The organism is Pseudarthrobacter sp. NamE5 (assembly GCF_005796225.1).
Classification (GTDB): Bacteria; Actinomycetota; Actinomycetes; order Actinomycetales; family Micrococcaceae; genus Arthrobacter.
On the sequence record NZ_VAHO01000001.1, the window covers coordinates 344,997 to 361,860 of the forward strand.

A 16,864-nucleotide genomic window follows, 5' to 3' on the forward strand; every position below is an offset into this window, starting at 1 on the left:
CTCCTGGGTTCTGCAGTTGCAGCTGTGTCACCTGCCCTGGCTGGTTAACCTACACAGGGGGTCGGTTCACCCGGTGAAGCGGATGAACGGGCGCATCTGGTTGTTCCTCGCTCTGCGGACCATATGCTGGACCTGAAGACCTTCGTCAGCACAGGCCAGGGGGGTTGGTGCTTGAGGGCGCTGAGGAAGGTGTGAAGCTGGTGGTCGGCTGCCAGGACTTCGCCGGCCGCTGTAACCCGAACCTGGACGTCTTCGACGAACGCGGGGTCCGGTTCGCCTACGAGGTGCACCCGCCGAAATCACCTACGACTACGGACCACCGTCCGCACCCTCGAAGCGATCGGCCACCGCGAAGCGTTGGGCCTAAACTGGGACCCCTCCCACATGATGTGGCAGGGCATCGACCCCGTCTCCTTTATCTGGGACTTCAAGGACCGGATCTACGTGGACTGCAAGGACACCAAGATCCGCCAGACCGGCCGCAATACCGTACTAACTCCCACCTGGTCTGGGCACCCCCCCGGCGCGGCTGGGACTTCGTTTCCGCAGCGCGGCGACGTCCCCTGGGAAGCGTTCTTCCGCGCCCTGGCCGCGATCGGCTATGAAGGCCCTATCAGCATCGAATGGGAAGACGCCGAGATGGACCGTCCCCACGGTGCCCCCGGTAGCCCTCGCCGCCCTCGAAAAAATATGACTCCCCCGCCTCCCGCATCGGCCTCGACGCCGCATTCAAACACAACTGAGCGGACGTCGTGGGCGGTATCGCTTAAACTGATTGCCCGGTCCTAACCCGGCTCCTCGTGCTAACGGGCGTGGCAGAGACCATGACAGTTCACGAAGCCTGAGATGGCTTCTGCTTGCGCTCTCACGGTTCACCGTCAGAGCCTGGCCGAATGCGCGGAAAAGCCTTCTTTGCCGTGAGTACACCTGTTCACGTTCGTCGCGTGCTTTGAAGGGGCGGTGGTTCGTCCGCACCGAATAACCACGTCATTGCTCCTGGCGGCTGCAGCAGCTGCTTGTCGGGCCGTTGGGGGCGCATCTTCCCGGCAAAGCGGGTCGCCGGCCCGACTGTCCCCTGCGGTAGTGGTGCCGCTTAGGGATTTTAGACGGGTCTCTATGCCGCTGGGGGCGGGGATGGTTGCTGCGCTCCCAGCGGCTAAGCCCACGTCACAAGGGCAGGTATCAGTCCTGTGCGCGGGTAAACCTGACGAACATGGCTTTATACCCTGGTGTGTTGGATTCCCTGGAGACGTTTTCCTTGTGGACGAGCACATTTGCTTCCGGCATGTAGGCAGCGGCACATCCCTTGGTGGTTGGGTAGGCGACGAGCGTGAAGTTTTCTGCGCGGCGTTCCTGGCCGCGGAAGACACTGATCACGTCGACCAGTTCCAGATTTTGAAAGCCGAGTTCGCGGAGGTCTTCTTCGTCAATGAGGATAACCCGTCGACCATTGGAGATTCCGCGGTAGCGGTCATCTACCCCGTAGGACGTGGTGTTGTATTGGTCGTGGCTGCGCACCGTTTGGAGGACCAGGTGTCCGGCGGGGGCAGTCAGGTATTCGATGGGGCTCACCGAAAATTGTCCGCGTCCCAGAGGCGTATCGAAGGAGCGGTTGTCCCTGGCCTGGTTCGGCAGCACGAAACCGTTCTTGGTTCGGATCCGGCTATTAAAATCATCGAATCCCGGGATGACCCGCTCGATGTGGTCGCGGATGACGTCGTAGTCCTCAGCCATCGCCTTCCAATTCACTGGGTGGGCGGCACCCAGGGCTGCTTCTGCCATGCGGGCCACGATAACCGGTTCGGCTAACAGGTGCTCAGAGACGGGCTTCAGTCTGCCTTTGGTCGAGTGTACGCAGGACATGGAGTCTTCAACGGAGAGGAACTGTGACCCTCCGGGATGCTTGTCGTCCAGGTCAGTGCGCCCAAGTGTTGGCAGTATGAGGGATGTGCGGCCATGAACTATATGTGAGCGGTTTGGTTTGGTGGAGATGTGTACGGTAAGGCCTATGCGTTTCATCGCAACTTCCAGTTGGCCCGTGTCGGAGCAGGCGAGTGAAAAGTTGCCGCCCATGGAAACGAAGACGTCCACTTCGTCGTCAATGAACGCTTCCATTGCCTCTACGGCGTCGTAGCCGTGATGGCGGGGGGATTTGATACCGAATTCTTCGTCAATGGCTTGAAGGAAGGATTCCTTTGGCTTCTCCCAGATGCCCATCGTCCTGTCCCCTTGAACGTTGGAGTGGCCTCGTACGGGGCAGGCTCCGGCCCCGGGTTTACCGAAGTTGCCTTGCATGAGAAGGAGGTTGACGATCTCCTTGATGGTATTCACGGAGTGGGGTTGCTGGGTGATCCCCAGTGCCCAGCAGAAGATGGTTGCCTTGGACCGGATGAGCATCTCGGCAACAGTAGTTATTTGTTCCCGGCTAAGGCCCGTTGCCCTGGTCGTTTCGTTCCAGTCCAGGGTCTGTCTGGCCTGCTGGTAGGCATCGAAGCCATCAGTGTTCTTGGTGACGAATTCTTCGTCGACGACGGTTCCTGGCTTCCGCTCCTCTTCTGCGAGGAGTAGGTGACCGAGAGCTTGGAAAAGGGCAAGGTCGCCCCCGACTTTTATTTGCAGGTATTCGTCGGTGAGCGGGGAGCCGGAACCTACTACTCCGGAGACGGTCTGAGGGTCCTTGAAATTGAACAGACCAGCTTCAGGAAGTGGATTGATGGCTACGATATTGCCGCCGTTGAGCTTGCATTCCCGCAGGGCAGAGAGCATGCGGGGATGGTTGGTGCCTGGGTTCTGTCCCACCACAAAAATCAGTTCTGAATTGTGCAGGTCCTCAAGGGAGACCGTGCCTTTGCCAACACCGATGGTGGGGTTGAGGGCCGACCCTGACGACTCGTGGCACATGTTTGAACAATCAGGAAGGTTGTTCGTTCCCAGCGACCGCGCGAAAAGTTGGTACATGAATGCTGTTTCGTTGGCCGTCCTGCCGGAGGTGTAAAAGACACACTTGTCGGCAGCGGTGGACCGCATGTGTTCGCCGATTAGGTCGAAAGCTTCCGCCCAAGGAATAGGCGAGTAGTGAGTCTGGCCTTCCCGGATAATCATGGGCTCACTGATCCTGCCCTGGTTTCCCAGCCAGTACTCTGTCTTTTCCGAGAGCTCGGCGATCGAGTGCGCTGCCCAGAACTCCGGCCCGGCAACGCGAAGGGTATTTTCTTCCGCTACTGCTTTGGCGCCGTTCTCACAGAACTCAGCTGCTTTGCGTTTGCCATCGGATTCGGGCCAGGCGCAGCCGGGACAGTCGAAACCGCCACGTTGGTTCAACCTAAGGAGAGAACGGGCTGTACGCGTCACGCCTGCTTGCGCGATCCCGCGCTCCAAGGCCACTGTCACGGCTTTGACGCCAGCTGCTGCCTTTTTCGGGGGATGTATTTCAAGGCTGTTTTCATCGATGTCTTCGACGGGGGCGCCTTGGATGAGGAAGTCCACGCTCTCTCCTGGCTCGTTTGTTCGGTTCTTCACCTTGCAGCAGGGCGCCGGATCCGGCCCCTGCTGGAAAGGTCTACTGTTGCAGGCTCTGTTTGCCGCTGCCGCCGGAGACCATAGCTTTGGCCGGGGCAACGTCCTCGCCGGTAAGCAATTCGATGCCCTTGGTTTCCTTCATGCTCAGCACGGCCGCGAGGCCGATGACTCCAACGAGGATAAGGTAGAAGGCGGGCACCAGGTCATTGCCCGTTTGGGCGATAAGCCAGGTCAGCACGTAGGGGACGGTGCCGGCGAATATTGCGGCCGTGACGCTGTACGCCACGGAAAGCCCGGTCTGCCGGGTGCGGGTGGGGAAGAGTTCTGCAGCTGCAGCCGCGTGGACCCCAAGAATGAGAGCAAGGATGATGCCGAGCCCGAGCGTTCCGACAGTTCCGGCCCAGGGTGTTCCGGAGCCCATGACCAGGAAGAGGGGAACCGACAGGACAATCAGGGAGATCGCCGCCACGATCAGCAGCGGACGCCGTCCGATGCGATCGGAGACAGCCCCGCAAATAGGCACGAGGATCAAGCCTGCGATTGAGGCGACCGTGGACAGCAAGGCGGCGGTGCCGGCGTCGAAGCCCAAGACCTTTTCCTGATACGTGAGCAGGTAAACGAGTACGACGTAGAACGTCACGTGCATCATGATCTCCAGCCCGCTCATCTGCAGCAACTGCTTGCGGTGTAGCCGGAAGACTTCCTTCACCGGACTCTGGGGCACGTTTTCCAGCTGTTCAAGCGACCGGAATTCCGGAGTGTCCTCGATCTTTGTACGGATGTAGAAACCGATGAGCCCCATCGGTACGGCAAGCAGGAACGGGATGCGCCAGGCACCATTTTCAATGGCTCGAGCGTCCACGAGGGTGGTCAGCACGAGGACAACGAGGGACGCTGCGAGGAAGCCAAGAAGACTGCCAAATTCGAGCCAGCTGACTCCAAAGCCGCGGTGCTTGCGGGGTGAGTATTCTGCGAGGAATGCTGCCGCGCTGCCGAATTCGCCACCCGCCGCCAGCCCCTGTACCACGCGTGCGGCGACGAGGAGTACCGGGGCCCAGATACCGATGGCGTCGTAAGTGGGAAGGAGGCCCACGACCAACGTCGCGCCCGACATGGAGAGGATGACAATGGACAGCGTCTTCTTTCGCCCGATGCGGTCACCAAGCGTGCCAAAAATCACCGCGCCAAGAGGTCGAACACCGAATGAAATTGCGAATACAGCAAAAACGGACAGCAGGGCGGCTGTTGAATCTTGCTGCGGAAAGAAGATAACGGCGATAGTTGAAGCCAAGTAGGCGTAGACCGCCCACTCGAACCAGTGGACAAAAACACCGATAGAGCCTGCCATGACGCTTTTGCGCAGGCCTTTCTGGCTGACCGGTGTCTCCGGATGATTGATGGTCACGGTTTTCTCCTGGGGAAGTCCTAAAACTGGTGCCAAGTGGAAGCAGCGGCTGACGTCTTCGTCTGGCCGCGCCTCAAATCGGTGGTGTTCCCTCATCACTTCTGATGAAGCAGTATTCATTCCACGCTTCCGGCCCGCATCTGTCCAATTCTTTTATCGCGTGCATTGCATCTAAAAATCAGATGCGTCGCTGTGGAAGGTTTTCAGCTGCGAGGCACAAGACATCCCCGGATTCTTCGGCTATTCCTTCAGAGGAAGACTGGGGCTGCGCCGTCAAAGCCAAAGTGTTAAGACCTTCAAGAACGTGTGGATTGAGGTGCTACCGGGGTCGCCCGTGCTCGCTAGCCGAAAACACGGGGCCGGCTGAAAGCCCCCGCGGAGGGCCGGCGCAAGGGGAGGTAGGGTCCGGTTCCGTTATTTTGGTGCTTCATCTACTGCCGTCTACTCCTGCGTAGAAGGGGGCGAGTCGCCAGTGCGGCTATCTAGTTCATGAACGGGAATGACGGCGGCAGCAAAAAACCCTGTCCGCAACGCCCACTCGGCTGGCCCGCCGGAGCAGGTCCGACGCTGGCCGCCAGCACCAAACGACGGCTCCCTCCCTCGCCACTGGCATCGTGCCGACGCCGCCGTCTTTCTGCAGCTTTAGCTTTAGTCGCAGCTGGCGTGAGCCGCGACGATTTGCTGCCTCACGGCCTGTCCCACCGCGCGCAACCTGGCAGTCGGGCGTTGGGCCTCGAGATGCGCGAGGACAGTTCGCAGTTGGGGAACATCGTCCTTGATTTCCACCATCGCGATCTGCCCGCCGTCATAAGTCATGGCGTGGTGGGGGCGTTGATGGAGGATTGAATAGCCGTGACCGTGCGCGACAAATGTTCGCACCGTTTCATAACTTGCCGAACGAAATCTAACCTGCGGGTCGTGGCCCCCCTTCCGCACCAAGGAAAGCATGAGATCGCGGGTGTAAGGCAAATCCAGGAGTACAAACGGTTCGTCCCGGAGCTGGGCGAAAGCCACGCTTTCACGGTCGGCGAGCTCGTGCTGAGGAGGGAGCGCAAGGTACGGCCTGGATCTGTCAACGACGGTGGTAGCGATACCCTCCGGCAGGCCCATGTCATAACACAGGGCCAGTTCCACTTGACCCGTCAGCAGTGCAGTTGCGCATCCGGCGGTATCTGCCTCCATAACTTCCAGCTCCAGTCCAGGATGCTCTTCGCTCAAGCGCGTCAGCAGACCGGGCAGCAAAAACGGCGCCAAGGTGCTGAAGCACGCCATCCGGATGCGTCCGGTAACGCTCTTCTGCTCACCGCGGGCATGGTCAAGGCTCTCCTCGACGTGCGCCAGAATCGATTGGGCATCCCGGAGGAAAAGCTCGCCGGCCGACGTCAGGACCAGGCCTTTAGAGCGTTGGCGGATGAAAAACTGGGCGCCGACCGTACGCTCCAGCTGCGCTATTGCCGCTGACACGGCGGACTGCGCCACGTTGAGGCGGCCTGCTGCGGCGGTCATTGAGAGCTGCGCGGCCGCTTCCTTGAAGTACCTCAGCTGAGTAAGCGTTACATCCATGCACCACATCCTACTTGTGCATCGAAAAAAGCGATCCGAAAGACCAAAAATGACTGTTGGACAGATGATTCTGCGGGCGGGAAGCTAGAAAAAAGCCCGTTCAAAGACGAGTTAGGAAACGCAAAGTGAAGCACCAGCGCCTTCGTACCTTCAACACCAAGGAAACCTACCCGGAGCAGGATCTGGACAACGACCTCTGCCAGGCAGTCATCGCAAATGGGGTCGTGTACCTCCGGGGACAAATTGGACAGGATCTGGAGACCCGCGAATCAGTCGGCATCGGTGACGTCGAGGCTCAGACCGAAAAGGCGATGGCCAACATCGACATGCTTCTGAAGGAAGCCGGCAGCAGCCTTGAAGACATCGTAAAGGTGACGGTCTACATCATCGACCCCCGGTACCGCGAGATTGTTTACCGGACGATGGGTCGATGGCTGAAGGGCGTTTTCCCTGTCTCCACAGGAATCGTCGTCCAAGCCTTGGCGCGTCCGGAATGGCTTGTTGAAATTGACGCGACCGCTGTGCTTTCCTCTGGAGCGCAGCGGTGACTTTCAGCATCGCCGCCACCGACCAGCACGGCCGGTTCGGTATCGCGGTTAGCTCGTCCTCGCCGGCTGTAGCAGCGAGGTGCGCCCATTTGCGGGACGGCGTCGGCGCCGTCAGCTCGCAGAACATCACTGATCCCAGGCTGGGCACCGCCCTGCTGGACCGGCTCCAGACCGGTGCGTCCGCGCAGGAAGCTCTCGACAGCGTCGTGCTTGAGGCTCCGTCCGTGGATTACCGTCAGCTGGTGGTCCTGGACGCCCACGGTCGCTCGGCGGTATTCAGCGGTGCACATACTCTTGGTAACTACGCTGACGGGCGAGGTCCTAATAGCGTTGCTGCCGGAAACATGCTTGCCAACGCACAGGTACCCCAAGCGCTTTGCGATGCCTTTGAGGCATCGACGGGTGAGCTGGAAACTAGGCTTTTGGCAGCATTGCAGGCGGCACTGGATGCCGGCGGGGAGGAGGGGCCTATCCGCTCGGCCGGAATCTCAGTCGTTTCCGGCCACGGCTGGCGGGATACCGACTTGCGCGTTGACTGGCATGAAGATCCCATCGCGGAGCTGAAGAGGCTGCTGCAGGTGTGGCTTCCTCAGCGTGAAGACTACGTCGTCCGTGGCCTTGATCCCGCGGCCTCCGTTGGATATGGGGTCCCAGGCGATGACCGCTGAACCGATGACTGCCGGAACGTTCGTGGAGCTTACCGAAGAACGGACGCGGGTGCTCGCTTCGGTTGCCTACAATCGGCCGGCCTTGGTGCGGTTGTCTGAACAGCTGCACGCAAACCCCGAGCTCGGCTGGCAGGAGCATCAGGCCGCGGCCCTGACCGCAGGGTACCTGGAAGCCAGCGGTTTTACCGTTGAACGCGGGTACCTTGGCTTTCCCACGGCGATCAGGGCCATTTACGGCAGCGGAAAGCGGCGCATTGGCCTCATGGCCGAGTACGACGCGCTTCCAGGGCTCGGCCACGCCTGCGGGCACAACATCATTACTGCGATCTCGTGTGGTGCTGCCTTGGCGCTCAAGGAATTCGCTAAGGAATGGGACCTTACGGTAGAGCTCTACGGGACACCTGCAGAGGAAGGCGGCGGAGGCAAAATCGAATTGCTTAAGCGGGGAGCCTTCGCAGGTTTGGGTTTGGCTATGATGGTACACCCGAGCCCCGTCGATTCCGCCGAAGCCCGGCCGTACGCTGTAGCCCACAGCCATATCGAGTACAAAGGCAAGTCCGCCCACGCAGCTGCCTACCCAGAACAGGGAGTCAATGCCAACGACGCTTTCGTCGTCGCTCAGGTGGCACTCGGTCTGCTCCGCCAGCAGCTGCCGGCGGGAACCCGCGTTCACGGCATTCAAACCCGGGGAGGGGAAGCACCGAATGCAATCCCCGAAAAAACCGAAGGCCGCTGGTACATCCGAGCAGAAACGCTGGCCGCCCTCGAACCCCTTGAACAGCGTGTCTACCAGTGCTTCGAAGCCGGCGCCCTTGCCTCAGGCTGCGAAGTGTCCATAACTCCGGAATCCGAGCCATATTCCGAGTTCCGAACCGAAACGCGCGCACTTGAACTCTACAAGCGCCACGCGATGGCATTGGGACGAAAGTTCGATGCACCTGCTGAACAAGCCACCATGAATCGTGCATCCACTGACATGGGAAACGTCTCACAGATCGTCCCAGCCATCCACCCCTACATCGGGCTGGGGTGCTTTCCCGCGGCGAATCACCAACCAGAGTTTGCAGCATTCTGCGTGGGCGACGCGGCCAACCTCGCAATCCAGGATGGTGCGGCGGCGTTGGCAATGACCGCGCTCGACTATTTCGGACCGCCTCACTAGCAGCCTTACACCAAGGACAACACAAATGACGTACGAACCGACCCTTCCTGCCCCCAGCGTCCTACCCCGGTCAGAACGCGACAGTTTAGGGGAAAAGGAGGTTCCCGGGGACGCCTATTGGGGCATCAGCACTATGCGCGCCATCGACAACTTCCCGGTAAGCGGCCGCACTATCGGCAGCTTTCGGTCGCTGGTGTGGGCTCTAGGCTCGATCAAGTATGCTGCCGCCCGGGCCAACGAGACGCTGGGCCTTCTTCCTCCGGACAAATCCGAAGCTATCCAGAAGGCCTCCCTCGAAGTGATGGAGGGACGGTTCGACCCCGACTTTCTCGTTGACAGGATTCAGGGCGGTGCGGGCACCAGCACCAACATGAACGCCAACGAAGTTATTGCCAACCGCGCGCTGGAAATCCTCGGTTTCAGCAAAGGTGATTACACTCAGCTCCACCCTATCGATCACGTAAACCGCAGCCAAAGCACAAACGATGTGTACCCCACCGCAGTTAAGCTGGCGCTGCAGCGGGATCTCATAGAGCTCTGCTCCGAGCATTCGAAGCTCAGTGATGCGTTCGATGACAAAGCAGAAGAATTTGCAGGCATCGTAAAGGTCGGCCGCACGCAACTTCAGGATGCTGTGCCGATGACCCTCGGCCAGGAATTCGGTGCTTTCGCTGACACACTGCGGGAGGACAGGTACAGGCTCCAGGAGATGCTGACCCATCTTCGCGAGTCGAATCTCGGCGCGACGGCTATCGGCACTGGCATCACGGCTCCCCCGGGGTACCGCGAGGCTGTCATTGCCGAACTTGCTGACGTGACCGGGTTGGAAGTGGTCTCTGCCACGAATCTCGTAGAAGCAACCGGAGACACGGGTGTTTTCCTCCTCGTTTCAGGAGTCATGAAGCGGGCAGCGGTAAAGCTCTCTAAAGTCTGCAACGACCTTCGACTGCTGTCCTCCGGCCCGCAGTCAGGGTTCGGTGAAATATCGCTACCTGCTGTTCAGGCCGGGTCCTCAATTATGCCGGGAAAGGTGAACCCGGTCATCCCGGAGATGGTGAATCAGGTGGCGTTCCGCATAGTCGGCGCGGACGCAACGGTGACCATGGCCGTAGAGGCAGGGCAACTGCAGCTCAACGCTTTTGAACCGGTCATGGCGGATGCGCTGCTTGAGTCACTTGCCTGGCTCACCGCCGCATGTAGACAGCTGCGTACACATTGCGTGAAGGGCATCGCCGCGAACACGCCCCTTCTCGCACAGCGTATGGCGGAATCCATCAGCGTGGTCACGGGCCTGTCTCCCCTGCTTGGTTACACGACCGCTGCCGAGCTGGCCAAGGAAGCCCTCATCTACAACCGCAGCATTGCCGAACTCGTCTTATCCCGCGGCCTATTGAACGAACAAGAACTCGCAGAAGCACTTTCGCCGGCTGTCCTCGCCGGGCTCAAATGACCGCCGAGTTTGAAAATCCGCGTTGTGAACCCGGAAGTGGACTGATGCACCGGCGTGCAACTAGTAAGCATCCGGACGGAAAGAGCTGCTGCCATTTCACGACAGCAGGCGAAGGGACAGGGGAGGTTGCCCGCCTCCCCTTTCCCTTCTCGTCGAAACACTGTCCACTCGCAAATATCCCCTAAATCCCTTACAGGAGAGCCGATGTCAACCTCAACCAGTGCCTTGAGAAGGAATCGGATAGCAAAGGCCACCACAAAACCTCGACTCCCACACTATGAGGATGACCAGATGAACATGCTCCTGCCCCAGGGCGAGTACATCAGGGACTGGACCAGGCTCTCCCCCGGCGACCGCGTCGAACTGGTGCAAGACACAAGTTTGTCTTACGCGTCCGTCGACACCGTTGCAGAGTCCGGAGAAATAGTCTGGTTACTAAGCGAAGCGACCGGACAACGAACGCTTCACTTGGCTGAGGACCCAATAGAGCTGTACCAGCGGTAACCACACCAGGACCCGCAGCTGGCATGTAGGAGCTAATCGAAACCTTGATGCCGCAGCGTTGCAGCTACTCCCCTGACTCTTAGTGGTGAGCGTGCGCATTCGGTTTCAACTCATCGTGCCGTTTAAGGCGGAGATGTCCCCTTAAGGCACACCTCAAGCTGACACACGGCGCCTCGGCCTGCGGTCACTGGCGAGCGGTGAACATTCGCCGCTACTGCACCGTCGTCCAGACCCGGAGGCTTGGGTCTATTGCAGTCAAGAAATTCGGCGTTGCTCGGGAGGTAAAGCGTGGTGCCCTCCAGGGCAGCGCCGACTTCAACTGTAAGGAGCGAATTCCGCTCTTAGTAGATGTTGCCGTTGGCTCTGAAGTCTCTCCATACGTTCTCGAAGAATTCGTCGTCCTGCGGGATTGGCCGCCGGCGCCGCCAGTTGAACTCAACTTTGCTGGGTAATGGCTTCGCGCCACGATCAGTGGTTGTGCCCGAGGTCTCGAGTGCTTGGAGGGGCAGAGGACTCGTTAGGGTCGTTTCTTGCACTTCGTCATCGAGGGCACCGTTATCGAGGCTGAATTTGAAGATGTCCGGCAATGCGAGTTCTTTGCCTGGTTCAGAACCGTATCCCCTGCGCGGGAGCGAGCCTGAGGGGTCGGAATAGATAACTGACCCCCGTGATTTGCCGTCGTGGGCAATGTAGTCGGCCATGGCGGACAGGTAGACGTGTGCGGTCGTGAGAATGTCCCTGACGAGGAAAGTTCGGTTGATGGAGCGCCTTGACTCTCGGTCCGCTGATACAACTTCCGAATATTCATCCGCCCATAGGGAGACTTGTTGTAGAGCTTCGAGAATCGAGTGTCTAGAACGTACTGGCCCGGCTTTTTCGCTCATGAGTTCTTGGACTCGTGAGAGCATCTCTCCTGTGTTATCAGGGGTGCCCTGTTCTGCGCGATTAGTCGCGCTGGCCAGGAGGTCAAGGGCCGCACGGAGTATCGGAGTTCCCGCTTCGATGAATTCTTTCTCGCTGTGAGCAGGGGTGGCATCGCTGGCAGCTATGAATTGAGCGGCTCTGGTTGCACCTACCTGCCCACTGTTGAGTGCGGCACCTCCAGGGCGATAGACGCCGTGGGAACCTGCCGCTTCACCTACTGGAAAAAACCCGCGTACGTTGGACTGCCACCAGGCATCGACCGTAAGTCCCCCATTGTTGTGCTGGGCACAGACGTCAACTTCGAGCATTTGCTTTTCGAGATCGATGTAGGGGTTTCTGTCGAGGTAGAAGCGATACGCCGGTTCATTCATGTGACGCAGGCGTTCGATGGGCGTTCCGAAGAGCGCGCCGGCCCGGTTGAGGTATTCATGGGCTTCGGGTTGCAGTTCTGCGTGGTCGAAGGACGTGCGGACGGGGTTGCTCCTGAAGTCGAGGAATACACGGCGGCCCCGCAGCGCGGTTTCCTGGTAGACGAGGAGATCTATCAGTGATGATCCGTCAGCTGCTTTCCTCGCGTCAAAGGGCCACTGGTAGCCCTTGAGGAAGACCAGCGATATCAGTCTTCCGTAGTCCTCAATCGCTTCTGTGAGGAATTCGCGTTCGTCATTCCCCTCGGCATCTGTTGAGACAAAGCGAGGAATGGCCTGCATGTAGGTACCCGAGACATTCCATCGCGGCTTGATAGAGCCCAGCCCGAATTGCCATTCGGTCAGGTTCTTGCCTATTACTCCTGCACGGAGGGCCGCCCCGGATGCTCCCCATTGGCCGTTGGGAAAGACTCTCTTCGCGTAGATGCCTGCCGGTCCGCCTGTTGCGTAGACGATGTTTTGGCACCTAAAGAAGAGGAACGGGCTTTCGCTGGAGCCGCTGGAGATGTTGGTGCGCAGGACCAGGAGCCCGGCTACCCGGCTTCCTCCGTGACCATCAGGGTGCACGACGATGTCGACGACGCGGCACTCGTCAAGGACCTGGGTACCGTTCCGGCGAACCTTTTTTTCAAGCTGTTCCACCATAGTCCGGCTGGTGTAGGGGCCGACGGACGTCGCCCGCTGCCGGGGATCGTGGTCTGTTTTGTAGCCGACGAATTCCCCGTAGCGGTTCTGCGGGAATGGCACGCCCAGATCGCAGAGCCGGATGAAGCCCCTGGCGCTGAGTGCTGCCTCTGCCAGGGCGTTATCGCCGTCCATTGCCCCACCGGAAAAGAGCGTTTCGGCCATCTCTCGGACAGAGTCTGGTTCACTTCCTGAGAGTGTGAGTTTGTAGTAGGTCTGCTTGTCCGAGCCAGCGTTACGGGAGGCACCTGCCCGAACTTTGTCGGCCACCATCACGATGTCGTCGTGGCCTAGTTCCCACAGCCGGTCTGCTGCGCAGTAGCCGGCCGACCCCGTTCCCACGACGACGGTAGATACGGCCACTACCGGCACCTGCTCGTTGCCGAAGGTCATTGGTGGGGGCGTTGAGGTTGTCACTACTGCAGCACCTGCTTGTCAGCTGTCGTTCCTGTGGTGGTCAGGAATTGTTGAACGGCAAGGGTGCCTTCGTCTGAGGCGAAGTCAGAGCTCAGTCCTACGACGCTGATTCCCGATGCCAAGTAGCCGGGCGCGGTCGTGACCTGCATGCCTCCCGTTGCCACGAAGTGGACGTCGGGGAAGGGGCCTTTCATGGCTTTGGCCCAGTCCGGACCAAGCACAGATGCGGGGAAGGCCTTGAGCCATGTCAGGCCGAGCGCCTTGGCCCGGAGGATTTCGCTGGCGGTGGCAACTCCGGGAAGGTGGGGCAGGTTGCGCTTGATGCTTTCGGCAATGATGTTTTCGTCCAGGCCTGGCGAGACCGTAAATGAGGCGTTGGCGGCCGTGGCCGCGTCGAGTTGTTCGCTGCTGATGACGGTGCCGCCACCGACGGCTACGCCGCGTTCGGCTGCGGCGCTGGCGACGGCGGCGAGTGAACTTACTGCCTGGGGCGTTTCGATGGTGACCTCGACGTGTTCTACTCCCGCGTCCCACGCCCGGGTCGCTCGTTTGACGGCTTCGTCAGGGGTGAGTCCGCGAAGGACGGCGATGACCGGGATCCGGAAGAAGTCTTCGCGGAACCAGTCGAGGGGTAGGTCGTGTGTCAAGGTGGTGTCTTTCTCAGGTTGATGGTGTGGATGCTTTGGCGGCGAGCTGTCCGTTAGCCAGACGCGGCGTACGTGGTGGGGGGTCGTAGGTGCGGGGCCGGGTGCCATGGCCGGGCCGGAAATCTCCCCGGGTACCGAGGGTCCAGGCCGCGTAGGAGTGACCGAGAGCGAGCCGGTCCTCTGGTTTGTCTCCGCGCAGGAGCGCTGCAAGGTAGCCGGCGGCGAACGCGTCGCCGGCGCCCACGGGCTCGATCACTTCGACCTTATTGGCTGGGACGCGGGCGGTGTGCTCGCCTGTTACGTCGCGGACGAATTCCACCGCTTCCAGTGATGCGTCTTTGACAACCAGGTGCCGGGGGCTCGGAAGAATGGCGGCGACGTCTTCTGCGGTCGTACAGCCCCACAGGGTTTCTGCTTCGTCCAGACCGACTAACACGACGGTGGCCATGTCTGCCAGGGCGAGCAGCCGGGGGCCGGCGATCTCCGGGGTCCACAGCGCGGGGCGGTAGTTGACGTCGAACGAAACTTTATAGCCCTTGGTATTGGCTTGAGTGAGCAGGTACTTGGTCAGGGCCGCGCAGGTTTCGGACAGCGCAGGGTTGATCCCGCTGGTGTGGACCCAGCCCGTCTGCTCCATGGACCATGCCCCGAAGTCCCAGGGTGACATGCGGGAAGCGGCGGACCCGGACCGGTAGTAAAGAGTCTTGGCTCCCTGGCCCAGGTCCGGGTCCTTGAAGTAGACCCCTGTGGGATTTTTTTCGTCACGGATGACGAGGCTGACGTCAACCCCACGCGAGGCCAGGCCGTCGGTTATCCGGTTGCCGAAGGGGTCTTGGCCGAGGCGGCTTGCCCAGGCGACACGGTAGCCGAACTCGGCCAGGTGGGCAGCAACGTTGGATTCCGCTCCTCCGTAGCCGAGGATGCATTCCTCGGCTGTGGTGAGGGACTGGGCGCGCGTGGGGGTAACGACGGCCATCGTTTCCCCCACGCACAGGACATCGGTGGATGTCATTTCACTGCTCCTGCGGTCAGGCCGCTGACGAAGAACTTGCCCAGGACGAGGTACAGCAGGACGGTGGGTGCCGCGACAAGCACCGCCCCGGCCATCAGCTCGGAGTAGTCGACGGTTGTTGTCCCGATGAGGTTGTTCAGGGTCACTGTCGCCGGCCATGCTGCCGGGGAGGCAAGAATGAATCCGAAGAGGAAGTCGTTCCAGATGTTGGTGCACTGGAAGATTCCTGCAACGACAAAGCCTGGCACTGACAGGGGCAGCATTACCCGGGTGTACGTGGTCCAGATTCCTGCGCCGTCGATGGCCGCCGCTTCGATGATCGCGCTGGGGATGCCCTCGTAGTAGTTACGGAAGACCAAAGTGGTGATCGGAATGCCGTAAATAATGTGCACCACGATCAGGCCTATAAGACTGCCCTGCAGGTTGAGCATGTTTAGGAACTGGAAAACGGGAATGATGACGGCCTGGAACGGGATGAACATACCAACCAACAGCACCGTGAAGAGGGCGTTGGATCCGCGGAACGGGAACTTGGAGAGCAAGTAGCCGTTGAGGGAACCGAGCAGGCAGGAGATAACTGCGGCGGGGATGGTGATCTGGAGCGAGTTGGCCAATGAGCCGTGCAACTTAGTCCAGGCTCCCTTGAACGCTTCAAGGCTGGGTGCGTCCGGGAAGGCCAGGAAGAAGTTGGGTGCTCCGCTGCTTCCGGAGAGAGCTGTCGCGATGATGACGTACACGGGTACGAGCATGCCGAGGGTTGCGATGGCACACACGGCCAGAACAAGCCATCCGCCTAGTGTCTTGGGCAGGTTCCAGGACCGGGGTTTGCGGGTTACGTCGCCGGTTTTCCGGCGGCCCGATTCCGTGGGGCGGGAAGGTGTCGCTTCTAGAGTTTCGACGGCCATGTCTATGCCTTTCGCTCTTTGCGGTATCCGCGAATCAGGTACGGGACGATTACCGCGAGGGTCAGCAGGAGCAGGACTATTGCCATGGCTGATGCTTTGTCGTACCGGCTGGTGAGGTAGTTGTAGATGTAAATGCCCGGCACGTCGGTGACGAATCCCGGTCCGGAGCCTGACATAGCGACGACCAGGTCGAAAATTTTCAGGGCAACGTGAAGCAGGAGCACAAAGCAGGTGATGGTGGAGGGCCATAGCTGGGGCAGCACGATGTGGCGCAACCGCTGCCAGGTGTTGGCGCCGTCGACGTTCGCGGCTTCGAGGTGCTCTTCAGGGATGGATGCCAGGCCGGCCAGGTACATCGCCATAGCGAAACCGACGAGCTGCCAGGCGGCTGCAAAAATGATCGGCAACAGCGCAACGGGTATACCAAACTGAATCTTGAGAAAGTCGGTCCCTGAAGGATCATTCAGGGCACCAAGAATGGTCGTATCGGTGGTCCATCCCGGGGGGTTTTCAATACCGATGCTCCGCAGGATTTCGTTCACTCCGGTAGACGGAGCGAAGATCCAGCGCCACGCCACGCCAGTGACGATGAAGGAAAGTGCGTAGGGAAGAAGAAAAACCGTCCGAAAGAGGCCCTTGCCGACGGTGACGTGGTGGATGAACAGCGCCGCGACGAGTCCGCCCACGATGGCCAGGACCAGGAAGATGATCGTGAAGATTACGACGTTTCGGATGTCCGCCTGGAAGCGCTGTTCCTGGAAAAGTTCTGCGTAGGTCCCACCAAAGGGCTGGCGAAGTGTCAGGTCCGGGCTTGTGCCGAGCTTCCAGTTCGAGAGGGAGATGTAGACCGTGATGCCGATGAAGACGTACACGAAGATGAAGCTGACCAGCAGGCTGGGGGCAAACATCCATGCTGCGCGGCGGGACGTCTTGACGTTATGGGGGACTTGTTTTTTGAACCGGGGGCCGACCGGCGCCGGCGGCTGTGCTGTTGACGTTGTCATGTGAACTGATCCTGTCCGGGGGTG

General features: G+C 60.0%; 14 protein-coding genes. 6 read left to right on the plus strand and 8 right to left on the minus strand.

The window, feature by feature from the left end; translation table 11 throughout:
• Positions 1-357: 357 nt before the first annotated feature.
• Positions 358-789, plus strand: coding sequence for a sugar phosphate isomerase/epimerase family protein (locus tag FDW84_RS02790; protein ID WP_240721338.1), 432 nt, complete (start codon positions 358-360; stop codon positions 787-789).
• Positions 790-1,182: 393 nt separating this feature from the next.
• On the opposite strand, the gene FDW84_RS02795 is transcribed toward FDW84_RS02790, so the two are convergent.
• From FDW84_RS02795 to FDW84_RS02805, 3 genes are all read right to left on the minus strand, one after another.
• Positions 1,183-3,486, minus strand: coding sequence for an FdhF/YdeP family oxidoreductase (locus FDW84_RS02795; RefSeq protein ID WP_138606326.1), 2,304 nt, complete (start codon positions 3,484-3,486; stop codon positions 1,183-1,185).
• Positions 3,487-3,559: 73 nt separating this feature from the next.
• Entirely contained in the window at positions 3,560-4,924 is a 1,365-nt protein-coding gene (locus tag FDW84_RS02800) for an MFS transporter (RefSeq protein WP_240721339.1), read from the minus strand.
• A gap of 648 nt (positions 4,925-5,572) precedes the next feature.
• Positions 5,573-6,487 (minus strand): LysR substrate-binding domain-containing protein, encoded by a 915-nt coding sequence (locus FDW84_RS02805; RefSeq protein WP_138606328.1) that lies wholly within the window; start codon positions 6,485-6,487, stop codon positions 5,573-5,575.
• Between the two features lie 125 nt (positions 6,488-6,612).
• Between FDW84_RS02805 and FDW84_RS02810 the strand changes: the two genes are divergently transcribed.
• The 5 genes from FDW84_RS02810 (at position 6,613) to FDW84_RS02830 (ending at position 10,819) form a co-directional block, all read left to right on the plus strand.
• Positions 6,613-7,035, plus strand: a complete 423-nt coding sequence (locus tag FDW84_RS02810) for a RidA family protein (protein WP_138606330.1) — start codon at positions 6,613-6,615, stop codon at positions 7,033-7,035.
• A complete protein-coding gene (locus tag FDW84_RS02815; RefSeq protein WP_138606332.1) occupies positions 7,032-7,703 on the plus strand; it encodes a DUF1028 domain-containing protein in 672 nt (223 codons plus the stop codon). The genes FDW84_RS02810 and FDW84_RS02815 overlap by 4 nt, the downstream gene beginning before the upstream one ends.
• Positions 7,693-8,865, plus strand: coding sequence for a M20 family metallopeptidase (locus tag FDW84_RS02820; protein ID WP_240721340.1), 1,173 nt, complete (start codon positions 7,693-7,695; stop codon positions 8,863-8,865). The genes FDW84_RS02815 and FDW84_RS02820 overlap by 11 nt, the downstream gene beginning before the upstream one ends.
• 25 nt (positions 8,866-8,890) lie before the next feature.
• Entirely contained in the window at positions 8,891-10,315 is a 1,425-nt protein-coding gene (locus tag FDW84_RS02825; protein ID WP_138606334.1) for an aspartate ammonia-lyase, read from the plus strand.
• Positions 10,316-10,606: 291 nt separating this feature from the next.
• On the plus strand, positions 10,607-10,819 hold the full coding sequence (locus FDW84_RS02830) for a hypothetical protein (RefSeq protein WP_138606336.1): 213 nt from the start codon (positions 10,607-10,609) through the stop codon (positions 10,817-10,819).
• 341 nt (positions 10,820-11,160) lie between these two features.
• Here the strand turns inward: FDW84_RS02830 and FDW84_RS02835 are convergent, their stop codons facing one another.
• The 5 genes from FDW84_RS02835 to FDW84_RS02855 are packed head-to-tail and all read right to left on the minus strand — an operon-like array spanning position 11,161 to position 16,840.
• On the minus strand, positions 11,161-13,272 hold the full coding sequence (locus tag FDW84_RS02835; protein ID WP_240721341.1) for an FAD-binding protein: 2,112 nt from the start codon (positions 13,270-13,272) through the stop codon (positions 11,161-11,163).
• Complete coding sequence (locus FDW84_RS02840) at positions 13,272-13,919, minus strand: bifunctional 4-hydroxy-2-oxoglutarate aldolase/2-dehydro-3-deoxy-phosphogluconate aldolase (RefSeq protein WP_240721342.1); 648 nt, start codon at positions 13,917-13,919, stop codon at positions 13,272-13,274. The genes FDW84_RS02835 and FDW84_RS02840 overlap by 1 nt, the downstream gene beginning before the upstream one ends.
• A gap of 13 nt (positions 13,920-13,932) precedes the next feature.
• The gene (locus FDW84_RS02845) at positions 13,933-14,931 is read right to left on the minus strand and encodes a sugar kinase (protein WP_138606340.1); all 999 of its coding nucleotides are present in this window, start codon (positions 14,929-14,931) and stop codon (positions 13,933-13,935) included.
• A complete protein-coding gene (locus FDW84_RS02850; RefSeq protein ID WP_138606342.1) occupies positions 14,928-15,836 on the minus strand; it encodes a carbohydrate ABC transporter permease in 909 nt (302 codons plus the stop codon). The genes FDW84_RS02845 and FDW84_RS02850 overlap by 4 nt, the downstream gene beginning before the upstream one ends.
• Before the next feature lie 2 nt (positions 15,837-15,838).
• Positions 15,839-16,840, minus strand: coding sequence for a carbohydrate ABC transporter permease (locus FDW84_RS02855; RefSeq protein WP_205754718.1), 1,002 nt, complete (start codon positions 16,838-16,840; stop codon positions 15,839-15,841).
• Between the last annotated feature and the right edge of the window lie 24 nt (positions 16,841-16,864).

Coding starts and splice junctions, on each gene's coding strand:
- FDW84_RS02805 (WP_138606328.1), bottom strand. CDS start 6,487: ATGGATGTAACGCTTACTCAGCTGAGGTACTTCAAGGAAGCGGCCGCG.
- FDW84_RS02825 (WP_138606334.1), top strand. CDS start 8,891: ATGACGTACGAACCGACCCTTCCTGCCCCCAGCGTCCTACCCCGGTCA.
- FDW84_RS02830 (WP_138606336.1), top strand. CDS start 10,607: ATGAACATGCTCCTGCCCCAGGGCGAGTACATCAGGGACTGGACCAGG.
- FDW84_RS02845 (WP_138606340.1), bottom strand. CDS start 14,931: ATGACATCCACCGATGTCCTGTGCGTGGGGGAAACGATGGCCGTCGTT.
- FDW84_RS02850 (WP_138606342.1), bottom strand. CDS start 15,836: ATGGCCGTCGAAACTCTAGAAGCGACACCTTCCCGCCCCACGGAATCG.
- FDW84_RS02855 (WP_205754718.1), bottom strand. CDS start 16,840: ATGACAACGTCAACAGCACAGCCGCCGGCGCCGGTCGGCCCCCGGTTC.
- FDW84_RS02820 (WP_240721340.1), top strand. CDS start 7,693: ATGACCGCTGAACCGATGACTGCCGGAACGTTCGTGGAGCTTACCGAA.